Below are 25,641 nucleotides of genomic sequence, written 5' to 3' on the forward strand. Positions count from 1 at the left end.
ATAGAACAACCACCCGCAAAGCTGAACGAACCGGCAACCTTGCTCACTAGCCAGAGCCCTCTCCGCTCGAGACGTTGGTTCAACGTGACAGCTTCGCTAATCGACTCGAACATGTGTACGGAATCAGGGGTACCTTCGCGCGATCGGGAGCCGGACCAGGTACTTCAACTTCCGCATGGCGGTGCGAAGCCGGACCATCCACCCGGCTGCTACCTGCCAGTTGAATCACGGTTGCCGCATCCCTGGACCTCCGGCGGATAGATCAAGTCTGTGCAAGACAGCCCAAGGCCATCCGCACGGCGTTACCCCATTAGTTGGAGAACTAAAGCGCATGAGGAGTAGCGCAGCATCCTGTTGCACCAGCGGAATTGCGTGCTGTGGGGGTGGAGTCGTGTCCGAAGCCAAGGCCAACGGGTTGGAGTCAGGCAGGCGAGCTCTAGTCGCGGGGGCCAGGATGAGGTTGCATCCGCTCGTTCCGCTGCCCGTGTATCGGACGCCTGAGCGGTCGCGTCCGGTTGCGTTGTTGTCGCCGACGCTGTTGCTGGACTGGGCGACGTGGGTGCCGTTGCTCGACGCTAGCCCCGGGTGGGGGTTTGTGGCGTTGCCGTGGGTGCCGTATGGCGGTGGCGGGTGGATTCAGCTCGACGCGCGGACGGTGGCTGTTCCGCAGCCTGCCCACCTGGAGATTGATACGAGGAACCGGACCATCGCGCTCGTCGAGCGTGGGCGTGTGCGGCATTGGCCGGTGGACGTGCGGGCGGGTGCGGTTGCGCCTCGTGGGCGGACGTTGGTGCTCGGGGAGATCTCGGTGCCGCTGGGTGGGGTGGATCGAGGGCTGCTACTCGCCGCCCACATCCGCAGTGGTGACCACGACGCTGGTCTGGAGGCCGCGGGAGCGCATCGTTGGGCTGTGCCGGTCCACGACGGTGTGTCCACCAGTGGCGGCGTGCTGGTTCCGCCTGACGCGATGACCGAGCTGTTGGCGGCGGCGCCTGCCGGGACGGTCGTTCTCATCCACTGACCGAGGGGTTGGAGCATGTTCGACACGTTGATGGGGCCGCTCTGGTGCGGCGTCGTGATTGCCGCGTCCACGGTCGCCTTAGCGGGCTGTTCGAGTGCGGTCAAGGGCACGGCCGTTCCTGAGGCGGCTAGCCGCGGGGAGCGGTTCGAAGCCTTCGAGGCGATGCGTTCGATCGACCCGTGTGCTCTGCATTCGTCGGAAGACGCGGGCCGGGTGTCCGGGTTGGTCGCGGACGAGATCATGCCCGGTCCCAGCCTCAACACCTGCAGGCTGGAGCTGGTCAAGCCCACCGGCGATCTGCCTGTGTGGACAGTGACAGTCACGGCTGGGGTGGAGTTCAGCACGGCTGATCGTCAGCGTGGGCAGCGGCGTGACATTGGCTCCGTGTCGTTCTGGTACATGCCGCGAGCCGTCACCAGTCGGGACTGCGCCTTCGTCAGGGAGTTCGGGCCGGACATGGGCATCGAACTGCAGGTCGTGAAGCGAGACGCGGCCGACCGAGGAAATCCGTGTCGGGTCGCTCGTGATTACCTCCTCGCCGTCGGCAGGTGGTGGGTGAACCCTGCGACCAGGGCCGACAGGGTCAGTGTCCCGTTCCTGCCCGTCGCCACCGTCGACCCGTGCTCAGCTCTCGACGGGATCGCCGCCCGCCTCGATCAGCCGGTGGACCTGGCGATGAGCAACCCGCACAGCTGCGAGCTGCGGTCGGAGTCTGGTGGCGGTCTGCTCGTCGTCGAGTACACAGTCGAGCCCGATCCGCGGGTGCTTCTCCAGTCCCCCTCGGACTACACAGCGATTGAGGTCGCGGGCAGGCGGGGCGTCCTCAGCCACCGGCCCGTCAGCTGCCACGTCAGGGTCCCCATCGACGAGCCGACGCTGCAGGCCGACCAGACCCGATCGGATGCCCCGCACTCCTACCAGGTCGTCACCAGCCGCAGTTCCGACTGCGACCTCGCGAAGCGCGGTACCGAAGCGGCCTTGGCCGCCATCCCCTAGCTCGGAGGACCTCATGAACACCCTCGTGACCGCCGCCCTGATCACCGCGCTGGCCGGTTGCGCCGACCACCCCGCCGCCACCATCCAGCCCGACCACCGACGCGCGGAGGGCTCGGTCCAGCTCGGTGACCTGAACAACCCGAAGACCGCGGCCGAGGTCGGCGCACCCTTCGACCCATGCGCGCTGACCTGGGCTGACTTCCCCGCGGCCGTGCGTCCCGTCGACGGCAAGCCGCACTCGCCGATCGCGCAGACCCTGCTGCCGAACAGTCCCTTCTCGGTGAACTGCCTCTACGACAACTCGACGGACCAGCGCAGCGTGTTCGCGGTGAGCGTCGTGTGGTCTCGGTCCAAGCTCGACGCCGATCCCGGCAAACACCGCGGCTCCACGGCCAGGTCGTGGAACAACCGCCGGGGTCTCATCAAGCCGTTCACCGACCGCAAGCACGGAAAGGCCTGCCTGGGCCTGGTCACCCTCTCCACTGGCGTCGCGGGCGCATCCGTCCGCAACAGCCGCTTCCGCGACACGCATCCGTGCACGGTCGTGGACGCGCTCCTCAACGCCATCACCGCCAAGACCTCCTGAGGCCGTCCGATGAACCCCACTGCCCCTGTGCTCCTGGGCACCGCCCAAACACCGCAGCTGCCCGAACCGGCACCGGTCACCCCGACGACGCCGCTGCGCGCGACTCCGAAAGGCTGGCCGCGCAAGCCGACCCAGAACCTGTGGGCCTGGATGGCACGACGCAGGCCGCCGCTACCGATCCTCGTCGCGGGTGCCGAGGGTGGAGTCGGCACGAGCACGACCTGCGCCCTGGTCGGCGAGGTCCTCGCCGCCGCCTCCCCGGGCCCCACGGTGATCGTCAACCAGTGCGGCCACGGCCCCGACACCCTCACTCGACGCCTGGTCGGGCACCAGGCCGGTCTCCCCGGCCCACAGGCCGCCAGCGGGCTCCGTCAGCACGTCCCCGCCTATCGCGTCCTCGCCGCTGCGCCCAGGTCCTCGGCAGGCGGTCACCTCGTCGACGACGGACCGGGATTCACCGAACTCCGTACCCTCTACGGCCTGGCCAACACGACCTGCGGCGGCATCGTCGTCGACGCGGGTCGGGTGGACACGAGCACCGTGCTGCGCGTGCACGAGATCCGTGCCGTGGTGCTGCTCGTCGGCCGCGCCGACTCCGCCGGGGCCGAGTCCCTCTGCGCCGCGCTCAAGTTCCTGCGAGACCGACCAGACCCGATTCACCCGCTGGTGGTTCTGTCCTCCACCTACGCCAACAGCCGTGTCCCCGCCGCCAAGCGGCTACTGACCACCGCTGGTGTCACCACAGCGATCCACCTGCCCTTCGACCGTCGGCTGACCACCGGTAGCCCACTGCGCCTCAACCGAGTCAGCAAGAGCACAGCCACCGCCGCGCTGCGCGCGGTCACGCTAGTAGGCGCCTACCACGAGGTGTACGGCCATGTTCACTGAAGCCCTCCAACAGCTCACCGTCCTTCTCGGACAGCCCGGCGGCCCGGACTTCTCCGACATCAGGCCGGACCCGCGGGGAGTGCCGAAAGCGGGCGCCATGTTCACCATCGCCCAGGTGATCCTGTTCTTCGGCCTCGGCGTGTCCTTCATCGTCCTGCTCGGCGGGATCATCGTCTGGGTCGCCGGGCACATGGCGGGCGGGATGCACCTGTCGCAGAACGCCAAGACGAACATGCTCCGCGCCGGGTTCGGCGGCATCCTGCTGACCGCCGCGGGCGGCATCTGGACCTGGATCACCGCCATCGACTGAAGCCGGAGGAACCCGTGTCCAGAATCCGCTACTCCGCAACACGTCCACGCGGCCTCATCGGAGGATGCGTCCTCGCCCTCCTCGCCGCCGGATACATGGCAGGCACCCTGACCACCGGCGACTCCGTCCAGATCCACACGGTCTCCGGCCTGCCGATGCGCAACGGCGTGCCCATCGACGACCGCAGGACGGCCGCCGGAGCGGTGACCGCCGCTCAGAACTTCCAGATCGCCGGGTTCCGCGTCAGCGCCGGAACCCTAGACGCGCATGCCGCCGCCGACGAGCTGCTCGCTCCGCTGGCCGACGACAACGCCCGCCAAGTCCTGACCCCGTCCCTCACCGACCCCGGTCCCACCCGCACCGCCTACGCCCCCGTCTCCGCCGTGGTGCTCTCCCACACGCCTCACCGAGCCGAGGTCCAGGTCTGGGGCGTCGCCGCCACCTCCGCGCTCAACGGCAAGCAACCCGAGGGCACCGAGACGTGGGGCCGCAGCGTCGTGACCCTCATCTGGGCGGGCGACCGGTGGCGAGTGCAGTCCCAACGGTTCGACCCGGGCCCCTGGCCCGTCCGAGCGGACGCGCGGCTCGCCGAGTCGGCGGGCGACTTCAGCTTCCGCGCCGCGGAACTCCGACAACCCGGGTGGAGCTATGTCCCATGACACCGCCCGTCTCTGCGGGCTCCTGTTCCTCTTGGTCGCCCTGCTGATCCACCCGCTGCCCGCCGCCGCGCAGCCCGCCGCGGGCGACCCGGCGACGGTCCCGCCACACCTGCGGCACTACGTAGTCGACAGCGCCGAGTGGCACCAATCGCCCTGGATGACCGCCCCCGGCTGCCAGGGCGGGGACTTCTCCGTCTACGCCACGTACCTGATCAAGGATCTGCCCGAGCTCCTGGAACACTTCCAACCCGGATTCGCCGGGACCGACGCCAACGCTTCCGCCCGCAAGGTGCTGTTACTCCGCAAGTTCCGCGAGCTGGCCCGCAACGTCGCCGTGCCGCCCGGATACTGCGTCGACCAACTCAGGAAGTGGGCGAAACCCAACCCGGGCTTCAAGCCGTTCGGCTTCGAGTGGGGCAACCTCACCTGGTGGGACGACCCCACCCACGGCGTCCGACCCTACGGCTGCATGGTCGCCACGACGAGCCCGGCCGACGCGCTTGGTCCCTGCCGCGGCTTCTACATCACCTGCGTGGGCATAGTGACCCAGCAGGACCTCGTCGGCTGCGAGGCATGGAACGCCTTCTCCGACGAGTTCGTCCGGCAGATGAACCAGGCCATCCACGACGCCTACGCGCAGCACCCCATCGACGGAGAGTGCGTCGACTGCGTCACCACCGAGGTCATGAGCCCGGGCGAGATCGCCCAGGAGTTCCTCAACTGGGTCGCCAAGAAGGGCATGGAGCAGGTCGTCGCGTTCGTCGTCGCCGGGGTCACCAAGCTGTGGGCGTCGTTCACCGAGATCGCGCTAGAGCACTCCCAGCCCAACGTCACCGGGGTCGCGTTCACCTCGGTCTACAACCTCATCGCCGGGATCGCGCTGGCCATGGCCTTCCTCGGCTGGCTGGTCACCCTGGCCACCTCATGGCGACGCGGACACCTGCAATTCAGCCTGTTCGGGGCGCTCAAGGCCGCGGTCGGGGTAACTCTGGCCGGGGTCGGGGCGATCCTGATGCTGCAGTTGTCCGACGAGGCGACCCGCTCGCTCGTCGCCGCTGGTGGTGACTTCGCGCAGCAGGCCGACTTCACCGGCAGCCTCGCCAAGGTCAACCCGCTGGTGGCGGTCCTGGCCGGGATCCTGATCGCGGTCTGCCTGATCTTCTCGATCATCTTCCTGGTCCTGCACGGCGCGCTCGTGCTGATGTGGACGCTGTTCGGCAGCATCGCCGCCGCCGGGCAGGTGCACCCGGCGTCGTCGGGTTGGCTGCTGCGCTGGGCGGGCAGGCTCACCGCGCTCGCCTGGGCCAAGTTCGCCATGGTCGGCGTGATGCTCCTCGCCCAGGCAATGCTCCTGCCCCTGGACGCCGGTGAGGACGCCGTGCGGCAGGTCGTCGACGTGATCCAGGGGCTGGCCCTCGTCGCGATGATGGTGACAAGCCCGTACCTGCTGATGGAGCTGGTCGATTTCGTCAGCGACCGCATCGGCGGTGCCCACGCGAGCAGCGCACCCGCCGCCACGGCCGCGACCAGGGCAACCAAGTCGGCGACAGGGATGGGTGGCACGGCGGTCCAGACGATGATGGCCGCCGGAGCCCGCCTGACGAAGAAGACCGAAGGCGGGACCAATCACGGGTCCGGCACAGCGGGACCTGAGCCGTCAGTTGGGAAGCCGAGAAGCGAGCCGCCACCTCCGAAGCCTGAGCGGACCGCGGCGAGCCGTGCCGAAACCGCGAGCGAGGCTCCTCCACCCGGAAGCCCCGCCCGTGTCGAACCTGGCGCAGGTGCGCCCCGACCGGCACCAGCCAACCGCGGGCGAATCGTCTCCAGCTCGCCCACCTCGGGACCGGACCCCGTGTCCACGCCGCCCCGCCCACCCCGCCGACGGACACCGCCACCCGCATGAGGAGCAACAGATGGAGAAGGAGTACACCTTCCCGCCACGACGCACCAGCGGCGTGATCGGACGGCTCACCCTCGGCCAGGTCACCGCGGTCGTCATCGCCATCGGCCTGCCCTGGCTCGGCGTGCAGTCCGGCAGCATCGTCGCCTTCGCCCTGCTGCTTGCCGCCGGGGGCCTGCTGGTGTGGGCCTGCTTCGTCCGTATCGGCGGCCGCTACGTCACCGAATGGGCGCGACCGGCGTCCGCCGCGGTGTGGTCGAGATTGTGGCGGTCCCACGTCTACCGAGGCGCCGTGTTCGGTCCGGACAGTCTTGCCCGAGAGATGGACCTGCCCGGCGACCTGGCCGGGTTGCGGATGCTGTCCGCGCCCAACCCTGACGGGCGCGCCCGCGTCGGGCTGGTTCTCGACGAGCGGGCGAACACCGCGACGGCGGTCCTGCTCACCGAGGGGACGCCGATCATCCTGGAGGAGTCCTCCGAGCAGGCCGGACGGCTGGTCGACTGGGAAGCGGTCATGGAGTCCACCTGCGAGGAGGACAGCGCGATCGCCCGCTGGCAGCTGCTGTTCCGCTCGATGCCCGACGCCACCAACCTCGCCCAGGAGTACTACCTCGATCGGGTGACCGACCGCGAATGGCTGCCCGCCCAGGTCCTGCGCGAACTGGTGTCCACCGCGGCCCCGACGGCTCAGCGGCACGAGGTGTTCTTCGCGGTCGCGTTCGATCTGCACCGGTTGGCCTCCGAGATCAAGGCCACTGGAGGCGATGACGAGGCCATCGGGGTGGTGGTAGTCGAGCGTCTGGCCGACCTGCAGCGGCAGATCACGGAAGCGCGTATCCCCGTCCGCGGCTGGCTCTCGCCCTCACACCTGGCCGCGGTCATCCACACTCAGTTCGACCCGGACTCGCTGCCGCTGTACGACATGCAGTCCGCGGCGAAGCACGAACTCGACCCGCGCACCGCAGGCCCGTCGGCCACGGAGCGGCAGTGGCAGGCATACGTGCACGACTCCGCGGTGTCCTCCACGGTGTGGGTGCACGAGCTGCCTCGGCGACCGGTGAAGGCCAACTGGCTGGCGCCGCTGCTCCAGCAGTCCGACGTGCGACGCTCGATCTCGCTGGTCGTCGAGCCGTTGCCGCCGTCGCGGGCGGAGCGGTCCATCAACAACCAGCGGCTGGCCGCGGCGGGCAGCATCTACATGAAGCAGCGTCACGGCCTGGTCGTCGACGCCCGTACAGAGAAGGAGTACGCCGCCGCCCAGCAGCTCGACGACGAGCTGAGCGACGGGGCTGGCTACTTCCGGTACTCGATGTTCGTGTGCGTGACCGCCCCGGACATGGACCGGCTGCGGCGCGCGGTGTCCTCGGTCCGGCGGCGGCTGACCAGGATCCGCTGCTCGACGATGGTGCTGTACGGGGAGCAGGACCAGGCGTTCTTCGCCGCCGCCCTGCCGCTTGCCCGCGGGCTGTCCCCGATGAGGGGACTGACCGGATCATGACCCCAGCCAGCACACGTCGTCGAGTCGACCGGTACGGAGCCCGCGGCACCGGCTCCGGGCGGCTCGCCCACCGCATGCGCCTACCCGCCCACACCGCCTCCTCCGGGGTACTGCAGACCTGGTACCCATGGGTCATGGACCCCGGCCTCGGGGTGCCCGGCGCCTACGTCGGCGTCGACCTCTACAGCCAGGCGTCGTTCCTGTTCGACCCATGGGTCCTCTACGCCGCCGGCGCGATCACCAGCCCGAACGGGTTGATCATCGGTGAGATCGGCTCCGGCAAGTCCTCGCTGATGAAGTGCCTGATCCTGCGGTTCCTCGCCGCCGGGATCCCGTTCAGCTGGGTCGACATCAAGGACGAGTACACCGACCTCGCCGCCGCCGTCGGCGTCGAGCCGCTGCGCCTGGGCCCCGGGCTCGGCGTGCGCCTGAACCCGCTGGCCACCCATCGCCGCCACAGCAGCCAGACCGAGGCCGAATGGCTCGGCGCGGTGAAGTCCCGGCGGCTGTCGCTGCTCGAAGGGCTCGTCCACGTCCGCCTCGACCGGCCGCTGTCGATGACCGAACGCACCGCCCTCGAACTCGCCCTCGACTCCTGCACCGGCCAACTCGCGGGCACCGCCCGCCAACACCTCGCCCCGGCCTCCCTCCCCGGAGTCGTCACCCACCTCACGGCCACCGACCTGTGGGCCGACGAACTCTACGAACGCGGCATCACCGCCACCCAACTGCTCGACGAGTCCCGCGACGCCCGCCTCGCCCTCCACGGCCTGGTCGGCGGCGCCCTCGCCGGGATGTTCGACAGCACCGAGGACAATGCCCGCTACCTCGACTTCGACGCCCCCGGCACCATCCTCAACCTCCACGCCATCCGCACCGACCAGACCGTCACGGTCATGTCCATGGTCTGCGCGCAATCGGCCATGGAAGCCGAACTCATGCGTCTCGACGCCCGTCCCCGCCTCGTCGGCTACGACGAAGCGTGGCTAGCCATGCGCTACGTCCCACTGCTGCGGCGCTTCCAGGAGCAGTACAAGCTCGCCCGCGCCTACGGCATCTGCAACCTCATGGCCGCCCACCGCCTCACAGACTGGGACGCCGTCGGCGCCGATGGCTCCGAAGCATCCCGCCTCGCCCGCGGCCTTCTTGAGGACACCGGCTTCAAAATCATCTACCGGCAGGTCGAAGCCGCTCTCCCGCTGACGCGGGACCTCCTCGGCCTCACTGACGTCCAGACCGCCCTCCTGCGTCACCTCCGCAAAGGCAGCGGGATGTGGCTCTTCGGCGCCCGCGCCTTCGTCGTCCAACATCTCCTCAGCACCCTCGAGGAACCTCTCGTCCAAACCGACTCCCGCATGCGCCCCACCAGCAGCCTCGACGACATCCCCGACGACGAGTGGGACACCCTCCTCGACGCCCAGGACGGACTGCGATGAACGCGCGGACGCGGCGGCAGGTCGTTCAGCACGGCTTGCGTCACGACACCGCCGGGTTGCTCGCGGTCGGTCTCATCGCCCTGCTGATCGCCGTCCTCGGTGTGGCAGGCCAGATCGCGGCGGTCCTCAGTGGGGCCGGGTGGCCGAGCTGGCGCGATGCTGGTGTGAACCTCCTCGGACCCGTCTTCGGGGCCTTGGCGCATCCCGGGTCGCCTATGCGTTCCTGGCCTGGCCTGGGTGGCGTGGTTCCACCGGCGTGGCTCTATTGGTCGACGGTTGCAGTCTTGACCGTAGTGCTGGCAGTCGTCTCGGTGCCTCTAGCGCGGCTAGTCCGCGCTCCTGCGCCCGGCTATGCCTCCCGGCGGGACGTCGCTCGGCGCTTGGGCGAGAAGAAGCTCGTAGCGCAGGCCCCGCGTCTGCGCCCTAATCTTGCCCGGTGCACCGCGCGTCCCCGGCCGGAGCAGCTCGGCGCCCGCCTTGGCCGGGACGTTCACACCGGCGTGGAGTGCTATTCGTCGGTGCGGCAGAGTCAGTACGTCGTTGGGCCGTCGGAGTCCGGCAAGACCTCGGCCGTGGTCATCCCCACCGCACTCGACCACGACGGCCCTCTGCTCGCGCCTAGCTCCCGGGCTGATGTCATGGCCGCGACGTGGCTGTCTCGATCCGAGCGCGGCAAGGTCCTGCTCTTCGACCCACTGCGGCGCGCTCCCGCGCTCCAGTTGGTGCAGTGGGATCCCGTACAGGCGTGCGTCGACCCCGCGGTGGCCATCCGCCGCGCCCAAGCGCTGATGAGCTCCGTGGACATGTCCAAGGTGTCCAACGGGGACGCGTGGAAGAACCGCGGCCAAGCAGTCCTGCGGAACCTCCTGCACGCCGCAGCCCTGGCGCACAAGGATATCTGCACTGTTCTCCGCTGGGCCTATGACCAAACCTGCCTGGAACCCGCGCTCGTCCTCGACCGCTCGTCCACGACGCCCGGCAACTGGGCGGAGATGCAGCACTCGGTCATCACCACGCCCGAACGACAGCGCGCGGGCTACTACATGGCTGTGGAAGGCGCGATGGAAGCCTTCGCCCATCCCGCCGTACTGGCTACCTGCACACCCGATGACCGCCACCACTTCGACCCCGCGATGTTCCTCGATCCGGACACCGGCGACGGCACGCTCTACCTGCTCGCCGAGCGCGCCCAGGCCCTCGCCGTCTCCGACCTGCTGTCCGCGCTCATGGAGGAGATCCTTTTCCACGCCCGAGGTCGCGCCCATCGATCCGAGAACAACCGACTGGACCCCGCCTTGCGCTTGCTGGCCGACGAGGCACCCACCACGACCACCCTCGTCGAACTGCCCGACCTGATCGCCGACGGTGGCGGCCGCGGGATCCCCACGACCATCGTCGCCCAGGACCGCGCCCAAGCCGTCGACCGATGGGGCCGGGAGAAGGCGCTGAGCATGTGGGGAGCCGCTGCTGTCCGCATGGTGCTGCCCGGCATTGCCGGGATCGAGGAGATGCGCGAGATCACCGCCTACTTCGACGACTACGACGAACAGGTCCCGACCTTCTCCACCCGCCATGGCCACACCCAGTACAGCCTCCGGGCGCGCAACTCGATGACCACCGCCTCAGTGCGATCCATCCCTGCACACCACTGCTTGGTCATCGCCAGCGGCGGCCTCAAGCCAGTGCTGACCAAGCTCGAGCCCTACTACCAACGACCCGACGCCGCCACCTCCGCACGGTCCGAACGCGACTTCTACGCCGCCCTCGACGCCGGGAGGACAGTCCGATGAACCAACCACAACCCTCTGACGAGCGCGTCAACACAGCGTTGGAGATGATCGAGAACCTTTTCAAGATCGTCGCCGACATCGCCAACCGCATCGTCGAGCTCGAACACGCACTGCCCCGCGCGACCGGCGGCGAGACCCGCAGCGACTTCCGGTTCGAGTCCTACCCGCCTCCTGAAACCGACTCCGACCACGCCGAGCAACTCGAACGCGCCCGCGCTGCCTGGGAACGGCTCGACCACTGGGTCGACTGGCTCGTGGCCACCTACCGCCTCACCAACGTCGTCCCTGCCTGCTGGCCCCAGCATGCCACCGTCACCGAGGAACTGATCGGTCTCCGCGTCGCCTGGGTTGGAGCCTGGTCCGACACCTCTTCCCACGAAGCCATCCTCAGCTGGCATGAACGCCTCGCCCGCACGCGTTCCCGTCTAGCCGACGGCAACTGGGGCAAGCCCCGCTGCGACGGGAACCATGACGAGTCCGGCCTTGACCTGCCAGAGCAGTACCAAGCGTGGTCGACCGATCCCGCGCGTACGCCCGCCCTGCTCGCAGCCCGCGACCGATCACTACTAGCACTCACTCTCCCGAGGCGGTGACCAGGAATGATCCGTAAGTCGACCAACACCCGGCTCGCTCGGATGGAAGTCCAACTTCGAAGGCTTCGCCTGATCCTCAACGGCCATGACGGCCGCCGAGCCGGTGAGGAATGCGGGGTCTGACATGACGTCCGCAGTCGGGCGCGGCAAGGTCCGCTTGTGCATCACGCTGTTCCTGCTCCCCTGCCCGATCTTCGCCCTCCTGGTGATCTCCATTCTGGTCACCGAGGACGAAGCCCTTGGCGCTGGCGCACTCCCGTGCGCACCAGAAGGAGCGAGCCCAGAGCAGCTCGGCCCATTCGGACCCGACCAGCTGCACAACGCCAGGACCATCGTCGCCATCGGCAAACGGCGGGCCATCCCGGACGAAGGCATCGTCATCGCCCTGATGGCCGCCATGACCGAATCCAGCCTCCGCAACCTCAACCACGGCGACCGAGACAGCCTCGGCCTGTTCCAGATGCGCCCCTCCATGGGCTGGGGAACCCCTACCCAGGTCATGGACCCCGACTACGCCACCAACAAGTTCTACGACACCCTCCTCGACGTCCCCCAGTGGGAGACGCTCCCCCTTGGCGCCGCAGCCCAAGCCGTCGAACGCAGCGCCTACCCCGACCGGTACGCCAGGTTCGAGCAGATTGCCCGTCAGGTCCTCGTCGCACTGTCCGACACCACTTGCTCCGCATCCGCCAGTGACCTCCCGCCCAACCCGGATGCCCACGTCGTCGTCACCGCAGCACTCAGCCAACTAGGCGTCCCCTACGCCTGGGGCGGCGGCAACGCCAGCGGACCAACGATGGGCACCGGAGTCGACCAGGGCATCGTCGGCTTCGACTGCAGCGGCCTAGCCGTATACGCCTACGCTCAGATCAACATCCCAATCCCCCACCAAACACAGGCGATCTGGCACGCCTTCCAACCAGCCATCACCAACCCCAACGCCATCCTGCCCGGCGACCTCATCCTCCTCTCACACAACGGCAAACCGAGCGGAATCCACCACCTCGGCATCTACCTCGGCAACGGTCGGGTAGTCCACGCCCCAGAAAGCGGCGACGTCGTCAAGGTGTCCGAGGAAATCTGGCAGTCCCCCTACTGGTCCCGCGAGTTCATCGGAGCGGTGCGACCAGGAGTGGGGTGAGCGGCCAACACGGAGATCGAAAGGAGGTGAATTAGTAGCCCCTTGATGATGCCCAGTCGGTCTCCGCACAGTTGGACATGAGTGAACGCACCCACCCGACGACCCCAGCGGGTAGGCGACCACCGAAGGAGCGACCGCCGAGGTGCTTCCGTTCCAGCCACCGAGAACGACCTGGGCATCATCAGGGGTGCCAAGAGCTGCCGCCGCAATGAGCCCTCATGCGCTCTTGACTACATCCGCAGCCCAGCTACGTCTCGTTGAGATTCTCACCAAGCTGGAGTAGGTCGATGCTGCCTCTGCCGCCAGACCAGCCAACCTGCGGCAGGCTGATGCTGAAATCCCCTCACCGGCCGCGGTGGGTCGCGGTGCTGCACCACCCCGCATCATCAGCCGCTCCACACCGGCTGAGTTGAGATCCTCACCGACCGCAGTGGGTCGGTGCTGCCGGCGAGGTGGTGCGCCGGTCGACGGTCTGCCACTCGTTGAGAGATCCGCACCGACCGCGGTGGGTCGGTGCTGCCCGCCCGTGGCGCGGGTCTTGCGGGTGTTGAAGTAGTTGAGATCCTCACCGACCGCGGTGGGTCGGTGCTGCCTTCTGGGCGGTGGCGGGGTCCGCGATGCGGGTGATGTTGAGATCCTCACCGACCGCGGCGGGTCGGTGCTGCGGTCGAGGCGCTGTGCGCCGAGCTGGACCGACGTGGTTGCGATCCTCACCGACCGCGGTGGGTCGGTGCTGCGGGGTGGTGGTGACGATGTACTCGGGGTGCCGGTGGGCGTTGAGATCCTCACCGACCGCGGTGGGTCGGTGCTGCTCCCACACCGCGCCGACGTTGGTCAGCGCCGTGGTGTTGAGATCCTCACCGACCGCGGTGGGTCGGTGCTGCCCCAACACCAGCGACATGCGCGGCAACCCCGTCGCGCAGTTGAGATCCTCACCGACCGCGGTGGGTCGGTGCTGCACGACCATCACCGGGCCTCGCGGCCTGAGCGGCAGTTGAGATCCTCACCGACCGCGGTGGGTCGGTGCTGCTTCCTCCTTAGCGCGGGCGGCGCCACACGAACCGGTTGAGATCCTCACCGACCGCGGTGGGTCGGTGCTGCTGACGAAGTACCGCGCCGATCGCGGGCCGACGAAGTTGAGATCCTCACCGACCGCGGTGGGTCGGTGCTGCTAACCAGTCGGTGCTGAACGGGCAAGAGGTGGACTGGTTGAGATCCTCACCGACCGCGGTGGGTCGGTGCTGCTTGGCAACGCCGGACTCAAAGGCCAGCAGCTGGAGTTGAGATCCTCACCGACCGCGGTGGGTCGGCGCTGCGACGTCGAGGCGATCGGACGGACCTCCGCGCACCGGTTGAGATCCTCACCGACCGCGGTGGGTCGGTGCTGCCCTGCCTGAACAGCGAAGACTACCGAAAGTCATACAGCCTGAGACCGCCGAGTGCAGGTCGGCAGGCCAACACGCCATCGGGGTGCTTCGGAACCTCCCGGCGTGTCGGCCCGCACTGAGGTTCCGAACCTGGGTGTCGAGAGCAGGTGATTCAGTCGAGCCACAGCCGTCCCCCGCTTCTGGCATACGACCGGTGCACGAGATAGCCACAAGCTTAGACGGCTGGTCCGAGGTCATCAGGCTCGGCGGCCATATCAAGCTCGATTTCCGCTGGATCTCCGATGACTTGCAAGTCCACTGATGGCTCGCGCTTAAGAACGCGGGCGACCTCTTCCAACTGACCGCGAAGATGATCAACTCGTGGATCGACCGCCGCTGGCGGCTCGTCCGGGCCAGAATACGAGGGTTGGACAGAGTGCGCCAGGTGATTCAAGACCCACTTTCGTGCTCGATTCTGCGTCCCCGGCCCTGCGGGTAGGAGCTCTCCGGACTTGTCGCTGACCTGCCAGCGCTCTCTATAGGCGGCGACGTGACCGGCCCGGCGGACCCACCAGTCTCGACCGGGAGGGTCTGTAGGAACTTGGCCAAGTTGGGCCGTCCAGGCCGGAAGCTGTTCCGCAGCGCGCTCACCGAGCTCGTGCACCCGTTCGGCAATCTGGTCCGCGCGCTGTCGTAGCCACTGGGCGAGCTCGCGTTCCTCCTCGCGGGCACCGCCTAGGAGTATCTCCGGAGGCGGTTGGATCCATCCGGGCAGGAACTCTGGTCGGTTCGCATCGGCGGAGATGTCAGGCATGCAGTTGACGATGCGGTAGTGGAGGACCTTGGCCACGGAGCGGGCTGGGTCGTGGGGGTCGTCTTCGAGGCGGCGTTCGTCTGCGCGCGTTCGTAGCGTTTCGACAGGGTTTTCGCCGGTTGCGGTGAGGTCGTGGAGGAGGTGGGCGAGTTCGGGCCAGGCTTCGTCGGTGAGGATGTCGGTGGCGTGGTCGGGGAGGGCGGCGTGCACCCATTGCTCGGCGGTGATGAGGGCTTGGGGGCCGCGAAGCACGTGGAGTGCGTGTTCGTACTGGGGGACGATGGTGGAGAGTCGGTCGCGGTCGTGGAGGGCTTCGCGGAGGGTTTCGGTGGCGGAGAGTTCGGCGCCTTCGTGGTTGAGGATGTGGTGGAGGGCTTGTTCTGCGGGAGTGGTTTCGCGGTGGCGGTAGTAGAGGTCGCCGGGGAGGGTGTGGGGTTCGTCGGGGTGGAGGAGTTGTTCGGTGTCGAGGTAGGCGTGGTTGCTGTGGGTGCCTCGGGAGAGGGCGACGAGGGCGGCTTCGCGGGTGGCCGTGGGGGTGAGGAAGGACCGGGAGATGTCGACGTTGAGCCCTTGGCTGCGGTGGACGGTGGCGGCGTAGCCGAGTTCGACCCAGTGGGCGACGTACCAGGCCGGGAGTAGCACGGTGCCGCCGTGACGCAGGTGTTGGACGCGGAGTCGGCCGTCGGCGTAGCGCTTGCTGACCTGCCAGAGGTCGCCGTTCTTGACGTGGTCGTGGCCGCCGTGGACGGTGAGGCGGCGGCGGTTCTTACGGGTGACGATGTGGTCCCCGATCCCGGCGACGGTGCCGTCGTGCAGTGGGGCACCGCCGGGTTCGGCGAGTCCGGCGGCGCGGCGGTCGGTTTGGGCGCGGGCGGAGAGTTCGCGGACGACCTCGGTGGAGTCAGAGATCATGATCGCCGTGTTGCCGCCGGTGATGTCGGTGATCCAGTCCTGGTAGAGCCGGTCCAGGGCGGCGGCGCGCACCCCGCCGACGAGGCGGTTGTTGTCGGCGTAGAAGTCGATCGCGCGGGCGTCGCCGACGCGGAGGCGCAGGACGGCTTGGGCTTCGTCCGGGTGGCGGAAGCGATGGACCTCGGAGAGTTCGACGCCGCCTGCGGTTTGGTGGATCAGCCGCAGCGCGCCGCCTGCCTCGATGGCGGCGAGCTGGCGGTAGTCGCCGATGAGGCGGACCACGGCGCCGCGGTCGTGGGCGAGCTGACGGACCTCGTCGAGCAGACGGGTCCCGGCCATGCCCGCCTCGTCGACGAGCAGCATGTCGCCGCGGCGGATGTCGAGCGGCTGGTTGGTGGTGTGGGCGTGCAGGAGGCGATGGATAGTGTCAGCGGGCACGCCGAGTTCGTCGCCGAGAACGCTGGCCGCAGCGGCCGAGGGAGCGAGTCCGATGACGCGCCCGCCGGTGGTCTCCCAGGCGTGGTGGACGGCGCCCATGGCGGTGCTCTTGCCGGTTCCTGGTGGTCCGATGGCGACGGCCAGCGCTGTGCCGGTGGAGACGAAGTGTTCGACGAGTGCGCGTTGGCCTGGATTGAGGGTGAGTCCCTTGGCTGTCTCGAACCGGCGGATCGCGCGGTCCCGTACTGCCGCGCCCACGACGGGTCCGGTGTGGGTCAGGGCGGCGTCGAGCAGGCGTTGTTCGGCGCGCAGGAGCGCCTCGGAGGTGAAGCGATCCGCGCCGCGTCGGTGGAAGACAGGGTCGCCGTCAGGACGCCGCAGCAGCCGGGGTGTGGGGTCGGTGTCGATGTCGAGTAGGACCGAGTGCCGGTGCAGGGCGAGTTGGGCGACAGTCTCGGCGGCCTGTAGGCGTTCGGTGGGCGCAGGGAAGTCGTGCTCGCGGAGGAGGCGGTGGGCTTCGGCGCGGACGTGGTAGATCGTCCAGTGGGCGCGGTCCTCGGACACGTTGGCGACGACCTGGGCGGCGATGGCGTCGAGGTCGGTGGTGGCGGCGGGTTGTGGTGTCCGGTGGAGACATCGGTCGAGGGCGGCGTCGATGTCGGTGCCGGGGAGGAGGTGGCGGGCGTGGTCGCGCCATCCGGCGACCTGTTCGGCCAGGGTCTTCAGCTCGGTCTTCTCCGGTCTGTCCGTGAGGGTGGCCTGTTGCGCTAGCCGGATCTGGACTGACCGGGGCGGGGTGTGGCCGTGGCGGCGGACGTAGTCGCGGACTAGGGCCTCGTAGCCGATCTCGACCTGCTCCCGGCGGCGGGAGAAGCCGCGGATCCACTGCTCCGGTATTCCCGCGATCTCCCGCACGGGCCGTTTGCCGGGACCGCGCTCGACATCGACGAACCGCACGCCGAGGCGTTCCACCAAGCCCTGTTCGACCAGCGCGTTGTAGGTCTCGCTCATGCTGACCGCGACCTTGTGCAACTGCTTGCTGTCGATGGTGCGCCACCGGCCGTCGGCGGCCAGGACACGGTTGGAGACCGCGACGTGGGTGTGCAGATCCGGGTCGCCTGCGCGGGAGTCACGGTGCTGGAACGCGGTGGCCACGAACCCGCTCGTAGGCACGAACGCGATGCCGCCAGCACCGACCCGGGTGAACGCCGCCTCCCGCTCCCCATAGGCCAATGCGGCGCGCCAAGCGTCCTCGTGGACCTGCTCGACGATCGCCCGGATCTCGTGTCCACTCAGTCCCCAGAGGACCGAGACACTCTTCACGGGGCTGAACACCAGGTCGAAACCGGCCACCGGTTGCGGCGCCCGCCCGAGCTCGTCGGTGATATACCGGCGGACCTCTGCCGCGCTGGGTGCGGGGCGACCGCGGGTGTCCTGCACGAGGAGTTTGCGCGCGGTCGCTTCGATGATCTCGCGGCGTTCCTGCACGCTCGCGCGGCGGTGGTTGTCCGTCTCGAAGGCGGCGAAGGCGTCCTTGACCTTGTCGGCGAGACGGACCGTGCGGCCGCGGAACTGGTAGAACCTGCGACCCAAACGGGCCTCCGCCAACGCCTTCCGGTAGCTGAGTCCGGCGGCCATGCGCGCGGCGATGAACTCGTTCGCGTCCGGCCGTAGTCCCTCACCGAAGAGGGCGAGCATCTGCTCCTCGGTGACGACACCGCGCATCCCGAGGTCCCCGCAGCCGGAGCCAACCCACTGCCCGGGCCGGTTCCCGCGCGCCTGGTAGTACTCCACCAGCGGGTCGCGACCACGACGCGGAACGTCGTCGGTGGCGACCTGGCGGGTCAGATAGGTGTACCCGTCACCGGCGTGCAGGACGTGACACACCATCATCCGGCGTTCACGGCGCGCCTCCTCTCCCCAGGCCTCCAGCGTACGCCCAACGCGAACATCAGGGGCACCGTAACGGCCTACCCCGAACGGTGATGGGCAGCACCCGAGCCTTCAACGACATCGTCGACCAGGACAGAGCTGTTTGGGCGCCCCTGCACGCATCGCCGAAACCTTGGCACACCACGAGGGCAGAGATCTTCGCCTCGGCCTACGAAGCCCGACTTACCGCCGCCCGCGCCCACCTCCTGACCACATTGGGAGACATCGGCGCCCCAACACCGGACGACCGGGCAAGCCGTGATCGAGCCCGGCGACGGCACTGTCGACTGCGCACCGAGGCTGAGCGTTGATCCGCTCATTGCGAATGCCAGAGGTGTATCTGGTTTAGCGGAGAGGACGAGTGGTCCTGGAGTGAGCAGCTGGGGTGCTGTGCCTGGCGTGAGCGTGAGGTGATGGCCGCGGTGGGGACGGCAGGCCCGGGGTGAGCGGGCCTGCCGTCCTGGAGGGCTATGAGCCTGCGCGTTCGCAGTCGGCGCAGCGCCTGCGCCGCAGGGCGCGGTAGCTGCCGCAGGCGCGGCAGTGCCCGGCCGCGTGGCCGACCGCGCCCGCGGGTGCGGGCGTGATCTGGTCCCGGTGCGCGGCTACCCAGGCGGCGATGAGGTCGCGGTGTTCGCGGGTGCTGGCGCGGGTCCACTCTCGGCGGAGGATGCCGTGGGCGGCGGCGGGGGCGTGTGCGGTGATGAAGGCGCAGCGGGCGGCGACGGCGTCGGCGAGGGTGTGGCCCTCCGGCAGAACAGGGATGCCCTCGCGGCCGCGGTCGCGGCACTCGCCGCATAGGCCGTCGTCGTGGCGGCGGTCGTGGTCGGCGGTGGGGCGTTCGGTCCAGCACCGGACGCAGGGGGTGCCGCGGAGGGCGGTGAGGGCGGCTCGGTCGTAGTCGAGGGTGTAGCCGGCCGGGCGCTCCTGTGGCTCGGTGCCTTCCTCGACGCCTGCGCGAGTGTCCTGGTAGGCGTTGGTTTCGCGCTCGGCGCGGCGCAGGGCGGCGGCCTGGGCGGGGGTGCGGCTGGGACTGCGGCGGAGGTCCGGGCGAGTCTCGGTGCGGAGGTCGCGGGCGGCGCGCTGGCGGCTCTGGGTCGGGGCGGTGCGCTGCTCGGGGATGGTGGGCGTGTCGGTGGGGGCGCAGGCGGCGATGATGGCGCGGCTGGTGGTGTCGCCGCAGGTCTTCCAGTAGTGGCGGAGCTTGGGCAGGGCGACCCTGGGTGAGGCTTCCAGGATGGTGATGCAGCGGGCGATGACGTCCAGGGCCTCGGGGTCGAGGGTGTCGAGCAGCTCGCGGGTCTGGCGCTTGGCGAGGTCGAGGCGTCCGGCGTGGACGAGGTCGGTGAGTTGGCCGAGTTGTTGCGGGATCTGGGTCATGGCACGTCCCATCGGATGAGGATGTGGCCGGGCTTGGCGTCCCCGGCTCTTGTCTTTGCGGCGGAGCCGTCTCTTTTCGACCCCATCGCGAAGTGAGGGGCTTGCGGCGGGGGCGGTTGTGTCAAGGGTGGGGCCCCAAGATGCTTTGGCGTCGGCGGAGGAGGATCTTGCTTGGCTGGGTCTTCGGAGCTTGCGGAGAAGAACCGGCCTCGGAAGATCCGCCGGAGTCGACGGCAAAGGATGTTGGGGTGCCCTTTACACGACCGCCCCCGCCGCAAGACACTGGGAGAACGATGGGGGAAGCTGGTGAGGCGCGGCTGCCAGGCCTGTCCCGCCTTGTCGCGTGTGCCAGCGCGACGTGATGCCGGGGAATAGACTCGGTGCGCCAGGCGCATGAGCCCCATCGGCTCGAGGGCGTCGGGTATGGCTGGCACGGTCTTGGCGGAACCGCTCCCTCGTGGGCGGCGAGCCCTCACGGGCTCCCGTGCCAGCCCCCGACACCGGGTCAGGCCGGTGTGTCGAGGGGTTCGCCCTCCGTCTCGGATCGCTCACCCGCGGCCTTGGTGACGATGGCGGTGGCCCAGCGCAGGTCGGGTCCAACGGCGTCGACCTCGAGCTCGGTGACGTACCGCTTCTCGCCCTCGCGGGTCTCGTAGCTACGCGGCTTGAGCCTGCCGTGCACGATCAGGCGCATGCCCTTGCTGACCGACTGGGCGAGGTTCTCCGCGGCCTGGTTCCACAGGCTGCAGCGCATGAACAGCGCCGGGGCGTCCTTCCAGCCACCGCTCTGCCGGTCGTAGGTGCGCGGGGTGGAGGCGATGGTGAAGCTGGCGACCGGGGTGCCGGACTGGGTATAGCGCAGCTCGGGCTCCGCGGTCACGTTGCCGATGATGGTGATGGTGGTGTCTCCGGCCATGGCGGCTCTCCTTCGGATGATGAGGTCAGTGGTTAGTCGGGTGCGATCGCGTCGTGAGCGATGGCGCGGAACGTCTCCGGCGGCATACCGGTCTTCAAGGCGCCGTGGATCAGGTGCGGGAGCGACCCGGGCTCGGCCCATCGGCACGCGATTTCGGTGGCGATTGCGGCCCTGACGCTGTCGCCGTCGAGGAAGCTGGCCACGGCGAGCATGGTCGCGGGGTGACGTTGGTCTGGTCCGTCGACGTTGTGAAGCACGTGCTGCCACAGGGCGAGGTAGTGCTGGAGGTCGCCGTCGACCATGCACCGGATGGCCTGGTCGCGGGCCTCGCCGATATCGAGCGCGGCGACGAGGACCGCGAACTGCTCATTCGTCTCCGGTAGCTCATCCCGGGCCGCCGCGTGACGGATTGCGCCCTCTGCCGCTTCCGCGTCCAGTGTCCGGTGGAACTCCTCGATCAGCTCTCGCCGTCGAGCGAGGGCTGTTTCCGCCGCGGTCGGGCGCATGCCCGCCTCGATTGCTTCGCGGGACGGCTGGATGGTCTTGCCCTCATAGGTAGTCAGGACGGCCAAGGGAGAGGTGCGCGGATCGGCAAGGCGGCCGCAGGTGGAGTCGGTGTAGGACTCCCACACCCGCCCCTCCTCGATGACGTCGATCCAGGCGGCGAACACGAACGGGATCCCCGCGCGATCTGCCCTCGCCTCGAGTTCGTCGACCAGGCCGTCGTGCTCGAGGCGGTCGCCTCCGACGATGACGACCATGACGGCGTGGACGCGCTCGCCGCAGTGGTGAGCCTCGACCGCGCACCAGACCGCGACGTCCTTGTCGGGCTCGGACAGGTCCGCGCGAACTACCATCGGGTGCCTCCCAGCGCCGATGACGGCGACGACCACCAGGGAGTCACGCGGGTAGAAGCCGAGCAGTGCGGGGATGGAACGAATGACCTCACCGGGCTCGGTGAGCTCGACTCGATACATGACAAGCCCCTTTCAGACTCGGCGCCAGCCGGTGTCGCCTCGGGTGACCGATCGGGTGAGTTCGAGGTCGGCGAGCGCGGCCCGCACCCGCGGCTGCGGGAGGTCGCAGGCGGTGGCCAGCTCGGCGGCGCTCATCTCGCGGTGGGGCGTGAGCGCGAGGAAGACGCAGACCGCGTCGCCGCCCGCTCGCCCGGCGATCTGGCCCGCGGGCCGGGGCTGGTCCTTGAGCACCTGCAGGATCTCGTCGGCGGAGGTCACGAGGTCGGCGCGGTGCTCGCGGAGCAGGTCGTGGCAGCCGCGCGAGGTCGCCGACGTGACCGGCCCGGGGACGGCGAGCACAGGCCGGTCCAGGACGCGCGCGACGGCCGCTGTGTGTCGGGATCCGCCGCGTACGCCTGCCTCGACGACCACCGTGGCGGCGCTGAACGCGGCGGCCAGCCGGTTGCGCACGAGGAACCGGAACTTGGCCGGATGCGTGCCCGGCGGGTACTCGGTGACTAGCAGCCCCTTGGCGGCGATGTGCCGCAGTAGCGAGTCGTGCGCGGCGGGGTAGGTCACGTCGATGCCGCACGGAAGTACGGCGACGGTGAGCCCCTCCCCCGCCAGCGCGCCGCGGTGGGCGGCCGCGTCGATGCCGAACGCCGCGCCGGAGACGACCGTGGTGCCCGCCTTGGCGAGGCTGTAGGCGAAGTCGGAGGCGACGTGGTCGCCGTATGCGGTGGCGGCGCGAGCTCCGACGATGCCCGCGGCCGCGCCGAGCGACTCGGCGAGCGGCCGGTCGCCGCGTACCCACAGCGCGATGGGCGGGGCGGCCCAGGCGAGCCCTTCGGCCTGGGCGAGAGTGAGGGCGGCCAGGTGGTCGGCGGGCCATTCGGCATCCTCGGGGCAGACGAGCCGGGCCCCGACCTTGCTGGCGTAGGACAGGTCGGTGGCGGCGTGGTGGTGGTCGCGGCGGGCATCGGTCTCCGCGGCGACGGCGGTGTTGACGTCGCCATGGCGAACCATCGCGGCGGCCCTGATGGGTCCGACGAGCTCGATAAGGGTGGTCAGGGCGGGGGCGGGCGGCTCGGCAACGCGGCTGAGGTACGCCCGGGCGAGTCGGATCGTGTCGTCCATGGCCTGTTCCCTGGGGAAGGCGGGGCTCGACCGGGTTGCTGGTCGAGCGGACCGGCTGGGTGCCGATCTGCCCCGGCCTCATCGGGCACGGCGGTGGGTGTCAAGCCATGTTCTTCGGCTTGACACCCACCGCCGGGGCTGATGCCCTTTCGGCAGATCGGGGCCCAGTCGGGCCTATTCCATGGGGAGGCTGCAGGTCTGCGCCGCCTCGCCGGTGAGCATCCAGGCGGGCAGGCACGTGCGGCCGATGACCAGGGCGTGGTGGATGCGGTGCCAGCCGTCGATGACGATGTGGCCGCGGCACTCGCCCATGCTGACCACCGGGACGCTGAGGACCGGTTTGGTCAGGTCGGTCGCCATCGCCGTCGCGTCATCAACGGTGACCTTCACATCGGGCGCGTCGTCTCCGTCGAGGGTGAGGAACCTTCCTAGGCCGGTGATGTCGAGTTGCTGTGCGAACTCCGCGGCCAGGGGGTCAGCGGTGATCAGTTGGTGGGCCAGTGTGGCGCACCAGCGCAAGGTCAGGACCTGGAAGACGTGGCAGCCGGCGTGGTCTGCCGGGTGGCTCTCCAGGATCCGGGCCACCGGTGTCGGTTGCAGCGGTGTGATGCCGGGGGCGTGCATGTCGGTGATGAGCGGCGGCGTGGTGAGTGCGCGCCAGCCCGCAGGCTCGCAGCTGTGGAACTCGTCGTCGAGGGCGATCACGTCGCCCACGCTGAGGCTGCGGTTCCCCCGTAGTCGGTAGGTGACCGCGCGGGGATCGGGCGGGCCGAAGCACGGATCGTCGCCGACGTTGAACATGTGAAACGCGTCGTCGAGGACGCCGTCGTGCCGGGTTGCCAGGTAGGCGGCCACCTCGACGACCTCGTGCTGGGGGCGGTAGCCGCGGAAGGCGTCGGGGGCGGAGTTGAGGTAGATGCGAACGTGCAGCTGTCCGGTGTCAGGCATGGTTGTGCTCCCAGGCTGAGGTGGCGTGGCGAATGGTCAGGTCCATCGCGCACCTCGCCTGCGGAGGGCGGTGGCGGCGTGCACCCGGTGCGGGTGTTGGCGGCGCAGCCAAGTCAGGAACGACCGCGGGAGGGCTGTGGCCGCTCCGTCGACCAGGGGCCCGGTCATCAGGCAGGTGCCGGTGATGGCCGGGTCCCAGCCGTGCGCCCGCAGGCAGCAGAGGCGTGTCCGCCGGTCCTCGCCCACGTCGAGCACTCCGGCCGCGGCCGCGGCCAGCACCGCGCTCAGCAGCTCGGTCGCATGCCGGTTGATCATCCGTCCGCCATCGGTCCAGAACTCGACGACGCCCAGTTCCGGCTCGATCGCTCGGCTCGGGACACCGCCGAGCACGCGGTCCATCGCCTGATCCAGCGGGATGCGAACTACGCGGTCCGGTTTGATCAGCAACACGGGCAGGCCGGTGCCGCGGAATCTGCGAAACATGAGGTGCTCCCGTCAGGGACGGGGTGGGTCAGTCCCACCCGCACTGCCCCGGCGGCGGCCCGCGGGGCGCCCTTGGCCAGGCCGTGCCGGAGTGGGGTTGTCCAGCCACGCTTTCCCGGCTGGACAACCCCACTGCGGCACGGCAGCCTGCGAGGGCCCGCGGGTTCAGGTCCCGAGTCGACGGGGGACGCGGCTGCCGTAGCGCAGGCCGTCGTCGATCGTGCGATCGGCTTCCCGGGCGGTGAACTTCTCCAGGCGAGCGGCGGCGTCGTGCAGGCCGGCTCTGACCTCGTCCTCGCCGAACTCGCCGCCTGCCACCAGCCGCCCGAGGGTGTAGGCGGCGCGGAAGAGAGTGTAGCGGCGGGTGCCGGGGACGGCCCGGATCACGCGGTCGAGGACGCTGTCGAGGTAGGCCTGCCGCCGCCGGTCGCTCAAGTGCGGTTCGCCGGACAGAACCTCGGGAACAGGCGGGACCGGCGGCACCAACAGCGGCACGAGCCACTCAGGCAACGCGGCGATGGGTCGGTCTCGCACGACCCTGTAGAGACCGGCGCGACGGACCGAGCCGGGCGCCACGATGTACCCGCCGATGCCCCGGCTGTCGATGTGCCAGCCGAGCCTGCCGACCGTGTTGCGCAGCGGCGGCTCGTCAGGGGTGCGGAAGTACAGGTGCTCGCCGCCGGTGGGTGAGCGGACGGTGAGCGTGTCCCCCGGGTAGGGCTCGCCTGCCTCCCGCGCGAGCCGGGCGAGCACATCGCGACCGTGCCGGACGCCTTCCCAGGGTTCGGGTGGGGTTTGGCCGCGGGCGGGATCGAGGTCGAGCACGTGCAGGCCGGAGCGGCCGGTGGCAATCCCGACGTTGAACGGCGAGACGGCCCACCAGTCGCGGATCTGGCCGGGATCACGGGTGGCGCGCGCTTCCCAGCCGCGGTGCCCGTCCGCGCAGGGACCGGTTCCTGGGCAGTTCTGCTCGCCGTGCAGGGCGGGGATCTTCGTGCGCGGCCAGAGTGGGATGACGTGGTGCCCGAGCCGTGCGGCGGCCAGTGCCGCGTTCATCAGACGCCTGCTCATCGTCTCCCCCTTTCAGTGGACGCGGAATCCGTCGTGACGGGCGGCGACCCGCAGGAACGGCACCAGGGCGCGACCGAACACCTCCGGGTGCCGACCGGCGGCCGTGTAGGCACGCAGTGCCTGAGCGCACTCGGTTCGGGTCACGTGCCATCCGTCGTTGGTGGCCAGCTTGTGGCCCGGAATCCCCGGAGCCTGGTCTACAGCGTGGTCGGCGAGGAGGTGCTTCCACCGCCGCCAGTATTGGCAGGCCGCTTCGGTGACCGGGTGGCCGTGGCGGTCGTAGTCGGCGAGCGTGATCGCCCGTCCGCCGGACGGGATACCAAGCGGGGTACTGGGGAACAGCATCCCGAGGGAGGCCATCGCGGCGATGATGCCGGTCATCTCGGGCACATCCCGCGCGAAACGCCGATGGGCGCCGAGCACGAACAATTCGTAGTTCACCTGCCTCCTCCCGGCCGTGGGCGGTGGGGAC

At 69.4% G+C, this 25,641-nt stretch carries 21 protein-coding genes and 1 CRISPR repeat array; of the genes, 12 read left to right on the top strand and 9 right to left on the bottom strand.

Going from position 1 to position 25,641, the window contains the following annotated elements:
- Positions 1-523 precede the first annotated feature (523 nt).
- The 12 genes from Actkin_RS21685 (at position 524) to Actkin_RS21740 (ending at position 12,818) form a co-directional block, all read left to right on the top strand.
- A complete protein-coding gene (locus tag Actkin_RS21685) occupies positions 524-1,021 on the top strand; it encodes a hypothetical protein (RefSeq protein ID WP_258904045.1) in 498 nt (165 codons plus the stop codon).
- A gap of 15 nt (positions 1,022-1,036) precedes the next feature.
- On the top strand, positions 1,037-2,017 hold the full coding sequence (locus Actkin_RS21690) for a hypothetical protein (protein ID WP_258904046.1): 981 nt from the start codon (positions 1,037-1,039) through the stop codon (positions 2,015-2,017).
- A gap of 13 nt (positions 2,018-2,030) precedes the next feature.
- Positions 2,031-2,603 carry a hypothetical protein gene (locus tag Actkin_RS21695; RefSeq protein WP_258904047.1) on the top strand — a complete coding sequence of 191 codons (573 nt, stop codon included), beginning with the start codon at positions 2,031-2,033 and terminating at the stop codon, positions 2,601-2,603.
- A 27-nt stretch (positions 2,604-2,630) separates the two neighbouring features.
- Positions 2,631-3,491 carry a CpaE/TadZ family protein gene (locus tag Actkin_RS21700; RefSeq protein ID WP_258904048.1) on the top strand — a complete coding sequence of 287 codons (861 nt, stop codon included), beginning with the start codon at positions 2,631-2,633 and terminating at the stop codon, positions 3,489-3,491.
- The gene (locus tag Actkin_RS21705; RefSeq protein ID WP_258904049.1) at positions 3,481-3,801 is read left to right on the top strand and encodes a hypothetical protein; all 321 of its coding nucleotides are present in this window, start codon (positions 3,481-3,483) and stop codon (positions 3,799-3,801) included. Before Actkin_RS21700 ends, Actkin_RS21705 begins: the two co-directional genes overlap by 11 nt.
- 14 nt (positions 3,802-3,815) lie before the next feature.
- Positions 3,816-4,460 carry a DUF8175 domain-containg protein gene (locus Actkin_RS21710; protein ID WP_258904050.1) on the top strand — a complete coding sequence of 215 codons (645 nt, stop codon included), beginning with the start codon at positions 3,816-3,818 and terminating at the stop codon, positions 4,458-4,460.
- Positions 4,450-6,363: a hypothetical protein gene (locus Actkin_RS21715; protein WP_258904051.1), complete on the top strand. Its 1,914-nt coding sequence runs from the start codon at positions 4,450-4,452 to the stop codon at positions 6,361-6,363. The genes Actkin_RS21710 and Actkin_RS21715 overlap by 11 nt, the downstream gene beginning before the upstream one ends.
- Positions 6,364-6,373: 10 nt before the next feature.
- Complete coding sequence (locus Actkin_RS21720) at positions 6,374-7,858, top strand: SCO6880 family protein (protein WP_258904052.1); 1,485 nt, start codon at positions 6,374-6,376, stop codon at positions 7,856-7,858.
- A 134-nt stretch (positions 7,859-7,992) separates the two neighbouring features.
- Positions 7,993-9,294 (top strand): putative type IV secretion/conjugal transfer ATPase, encoded by a 1,302-nt coding sequence (locus Actkin_RS21725; protein WP_258904054.1) that lies wholly within the window; start codon positions 7,993-7,995, stop codon positions 9,292-9,294.
- Between the two features lie 380 nt (positions 9,295-9,674).
- Complete coding sequence (locus tag Actkin_RS21730; protein ID WP_258904055.1) at positions 9,675-11,084, top strand: type IV secretory system conjugative DNA transfer family protein; 1,410 nt, start codon at positions 9,675-9,677, stop codon at positions 11,082-11,084.
- Positions 11,081-11,677, top strand: coding sequence for a hypothetical protein (locus tag Actkin_RS21735; RefSeq protein ID WP_258904056.1), 597 nt, complete (start codon positions 11,081-11,083; stop codon positions 11,675-11,677). Before Actkin_RS21730 ends, Actkin_RS21735 begins: the two co-directional genes overlap by 4 nt.
- A gap of 85 nt (positions 11,678-11,762) precedes the next feature.
- Positions 11,763-12,818: a C40 family peptidase gene (locus Actkin_RS21740; RefSeq protein WP_258904057.1), complete on the top strand. Its 1,056-nt coding sequence runs from the start codon at positions 11,763-11,765 to the stop codon at positions 12,816-12,818.
- Positions 12,819-13,154: 336 nt separating this feature from the next.
- Positions 13,155-14,206: a CRISPR direct-repeat array (repeat unit 37 nt; unit sequence GTTGAGATCCTCACCGACCGCGGTGGGTCGGTGCTGC).
- A gap of 214 nt (positions 14,207-14,420) precedes the next feature.
- On the opposite strand, the gene mobF is transcribed toward Actkin_RS21740, so the two are convergent.
- The 9 genes from mobF to Actkin_RS21785 all read right to left on the bottom strand — a co-directional run bounded on the left by mobF (position 14,421) and on the right by Actkin_RS21785 (position 25,550).
- Positions 14,421-18,242 carry a MobF family relaxase gene (gene mobF, locus Actkin_RS21745; protein ID WP_258904058.1) on the bottom strand — a complete coding sequence of 1,274 codons (3,822 nt, stop codon included), beginning with the start codon at positions 18,240-18,242 and terminating at the stop codon, positions 14,421-14,423.
- A 507-nt stretch (positions 18,243-18,749) separates the two neighbouring features.
- On the bottom strand, positions 18,750-19,670 hold the full coding sequence (locus Actkin_RS21750) for a hypothetical protein (RefSeq protein WP_258904059.1): 921 nt from the start codon (positions 19,668-19,670) through the stop codon (positions 18,750-18,752).
- 493 nt (positions 19,671-20,163) lie between these two features.
- The gene (locus Actkin_RS21755) at positions 20,164-20,574 is read right to left on the bottom strand and encodes a single-stranded DNA-binding protein (protein WP_258904060.1); all 411 of its coding nucleotides are present in this window, start codon (positions 20,572-20,574) and stop codon (positions 20,164-20,166) included.
- A gap of 32 nt (positions 20,575-20,606) precedes the next feature.
- Positions 20,607-21,551, bottom strand: coding sequence for a DUF4192 domain-containing protein (locus Actkin_RS21760; protein WP_258904061.1), 945 nt, complete (start codon positions 21,549-21,551; stop codon positions 20,607-20,609).
- 12 nt (positions 21,552-21,563) lie between these two features.
- Positions 21,564-22,667, bottom strand: a complete 1,104-nt coding sequence (gene dprA, locus Actkin_RS21765; RefSeq protein WP_258904062.1) for a DNA-processing protein DprA — start codon at positions 22,665-22,667, stop codon at positions 21,564-21,566.
- Between the two features lie 174 nt (positions 22,668-22,841).
- On the bottom strand, positions 22,842-23,615 hold the full coding sequence (locus Actkin_RS21770) for a hypothetical protein (protein ID WP_258904063.1): 774 nt from the start codon (positions 23,613-23,615) through the stop codon (positions 22,842-22,844).
- 36 nt (positions 23,616-23,651) lie between these two features.
- A complete protein-coding gene (locus Actkin_RS21775) occupies positions 23,652-24,098 on the bottom strand; it encodes a hypothetical protein (RefSeq protein WP_258904064.1) in 447 nt (148 codons plus the stop codon).
- Positions 24,099-24,263: 165 nt separating this feature from the next.
- Positions 24,264-25,169 (bottom strand): bifunctional DNA primase/polymerase, encoded by a 906-nt coding sequence (locus tag Actkin_RS21780; RefSeq protein ID WP_258904065.1) that lies wholly within the window; start codon positions 25,167-25,169, stop codon positions 24,264-24,266.
- Between the two features lie 12 nt (positions 25,170-25,181).
- The gene (locus Actkin_RS21785; RefSeq protein WP_258904066.1) at positions 25,182-25,550 is read right to left on the bottom strand and encodes a hypothetical protein; all 369 of its coding nucleotides are present in this window, start codon (positions 25,548-25,550) and stop codon (positions 25,182-25,184) included.
- Positions 25,551-25,641: the final 91 nt, after the last annotated feature.

The sequence above is a fragment of the Actinokineospora sp. UTMC 2448 genome (assembly GCF_024760565.1).
Classification (GTDB): Bacteria; Actinomycetota; Actinomycetes; order Mycobacteriales; family Pseudonocardiaceae; genus Actinokineospora; species Actinokineospora fastidiosa.

Coding starts and splice junctions, on each gene's coding strand:
- Actkin_RS21775 (WP_258904064.1), bottom strand. CDS start 24,098: ATGTTTCGCAGATTCCGCGGCACCGGCCTGCCCGTGTTGCTGATCAAA.
- Actkin_RS21725 (WP_258904054.1), top strand. CDS start 7,993: ATGGACCCCGGCCTCGGGGTGCCCGGCGCCTACGTCGGCGTCGACCTC.
- Actkin_RS21720 (WP_258904052.1), top strand. CDS start 6,374: ATGGAGAAGGAGTACACCTTCCCGCCACGACGCACCAGCGGCGTGATC.
- Actkin_RS21715 (WP_258904051.1), top strand. CDS start 4,450: ATGTCCCATGACACCGCCCGTCTCTGCGGGCTCCTGTTCCTCTTGGTC.
- Actkin_RS21690 (WP_258904046.1), top strand. CDS start 1,037: ATGTTCGACACGTTGATGGGGCCGCTCTGGTGCGGCGTCGTGATTGCC.
- Actkin_RS21780 (WP_258904065.1), bottom strand. CDS start 25,169: ATGAGCAGGCGTCTGATGAACGCGGCACTGGCCGCCGCACGGCTCGGG.
- Actkin_RS21695 (WP_258904047.1), top strand. CDS start 2,031: ATGAACACCCTCGTGACCGCCGCCCTGATCACCGCGCTGGCCGGTTGC.
- Actkin_RS21740 (WP_258904057.1), top strand. CDS start 11,763: ATGACGGCCGCCGAGCCGGTGAGGAATGCGGGGTCTGACATGACGTCC.
- Actkin_RS21785 (WP_258904066.1), bottom strand. CDS start 25,550: ATGACCGGCATCATCGCCGCGATGGCCTCCCTCGGGATGCTGTTCCCC.
- dprA (WP_258904062.1), bottom strand. CDS start 22,667: ATGGACGACACGATCCGACTCGCCCGGGCGTACCTCAGCCGCGTTGCC.
- Actkin_RS21760 (WP_258904061.1), bottom strand. CDS start 21,551: ATGTATCGAGTCGAGCTCACCGAGCCCGGTGAGGTCATTCGTTCCATC.
- Actkin_RS21755 (WP_258904060.1), bottom strand. CDS start 20,574: ATGGCCGGAGACACCACCATCACCATCATCGGCAACGTGACCGCGGAG.
- Actkin_RS21705 (WP_258904049.1), top strand. CDS start 3,481: ATGTTCACTGAAGCCCTCCAACAGCTCACCGTCCTTCTCGGACAGCCC.
- mobF (WP_258904058.1), bottom strand. CDS start 18,242: ATGATGGTGTGTCACGTCCTGCACGCCGGTGACGGGTACACCTATCTG.
- Actkin_RS21770 (WP_258904063.1), bottom strand. CDS start 23,615: ATGCCTGACACCGGACAGCTGCACGTTCGCATCTACCTCAACTCCGCC.
- Actkin_RS21735 (WP_258904056.1), top strand. CDS start 11,081: ATGAACCAACCACAACCCTCTGACGAGCGCGTCAACACAGCGTTGGAG.
- Actkin_RS21750 (WP_258904059.1), bottom strand. CDS start 19,670: ATGGGACGTGCCATGACCCAGATCCCGCAACAACTCGGCCAACTCACC.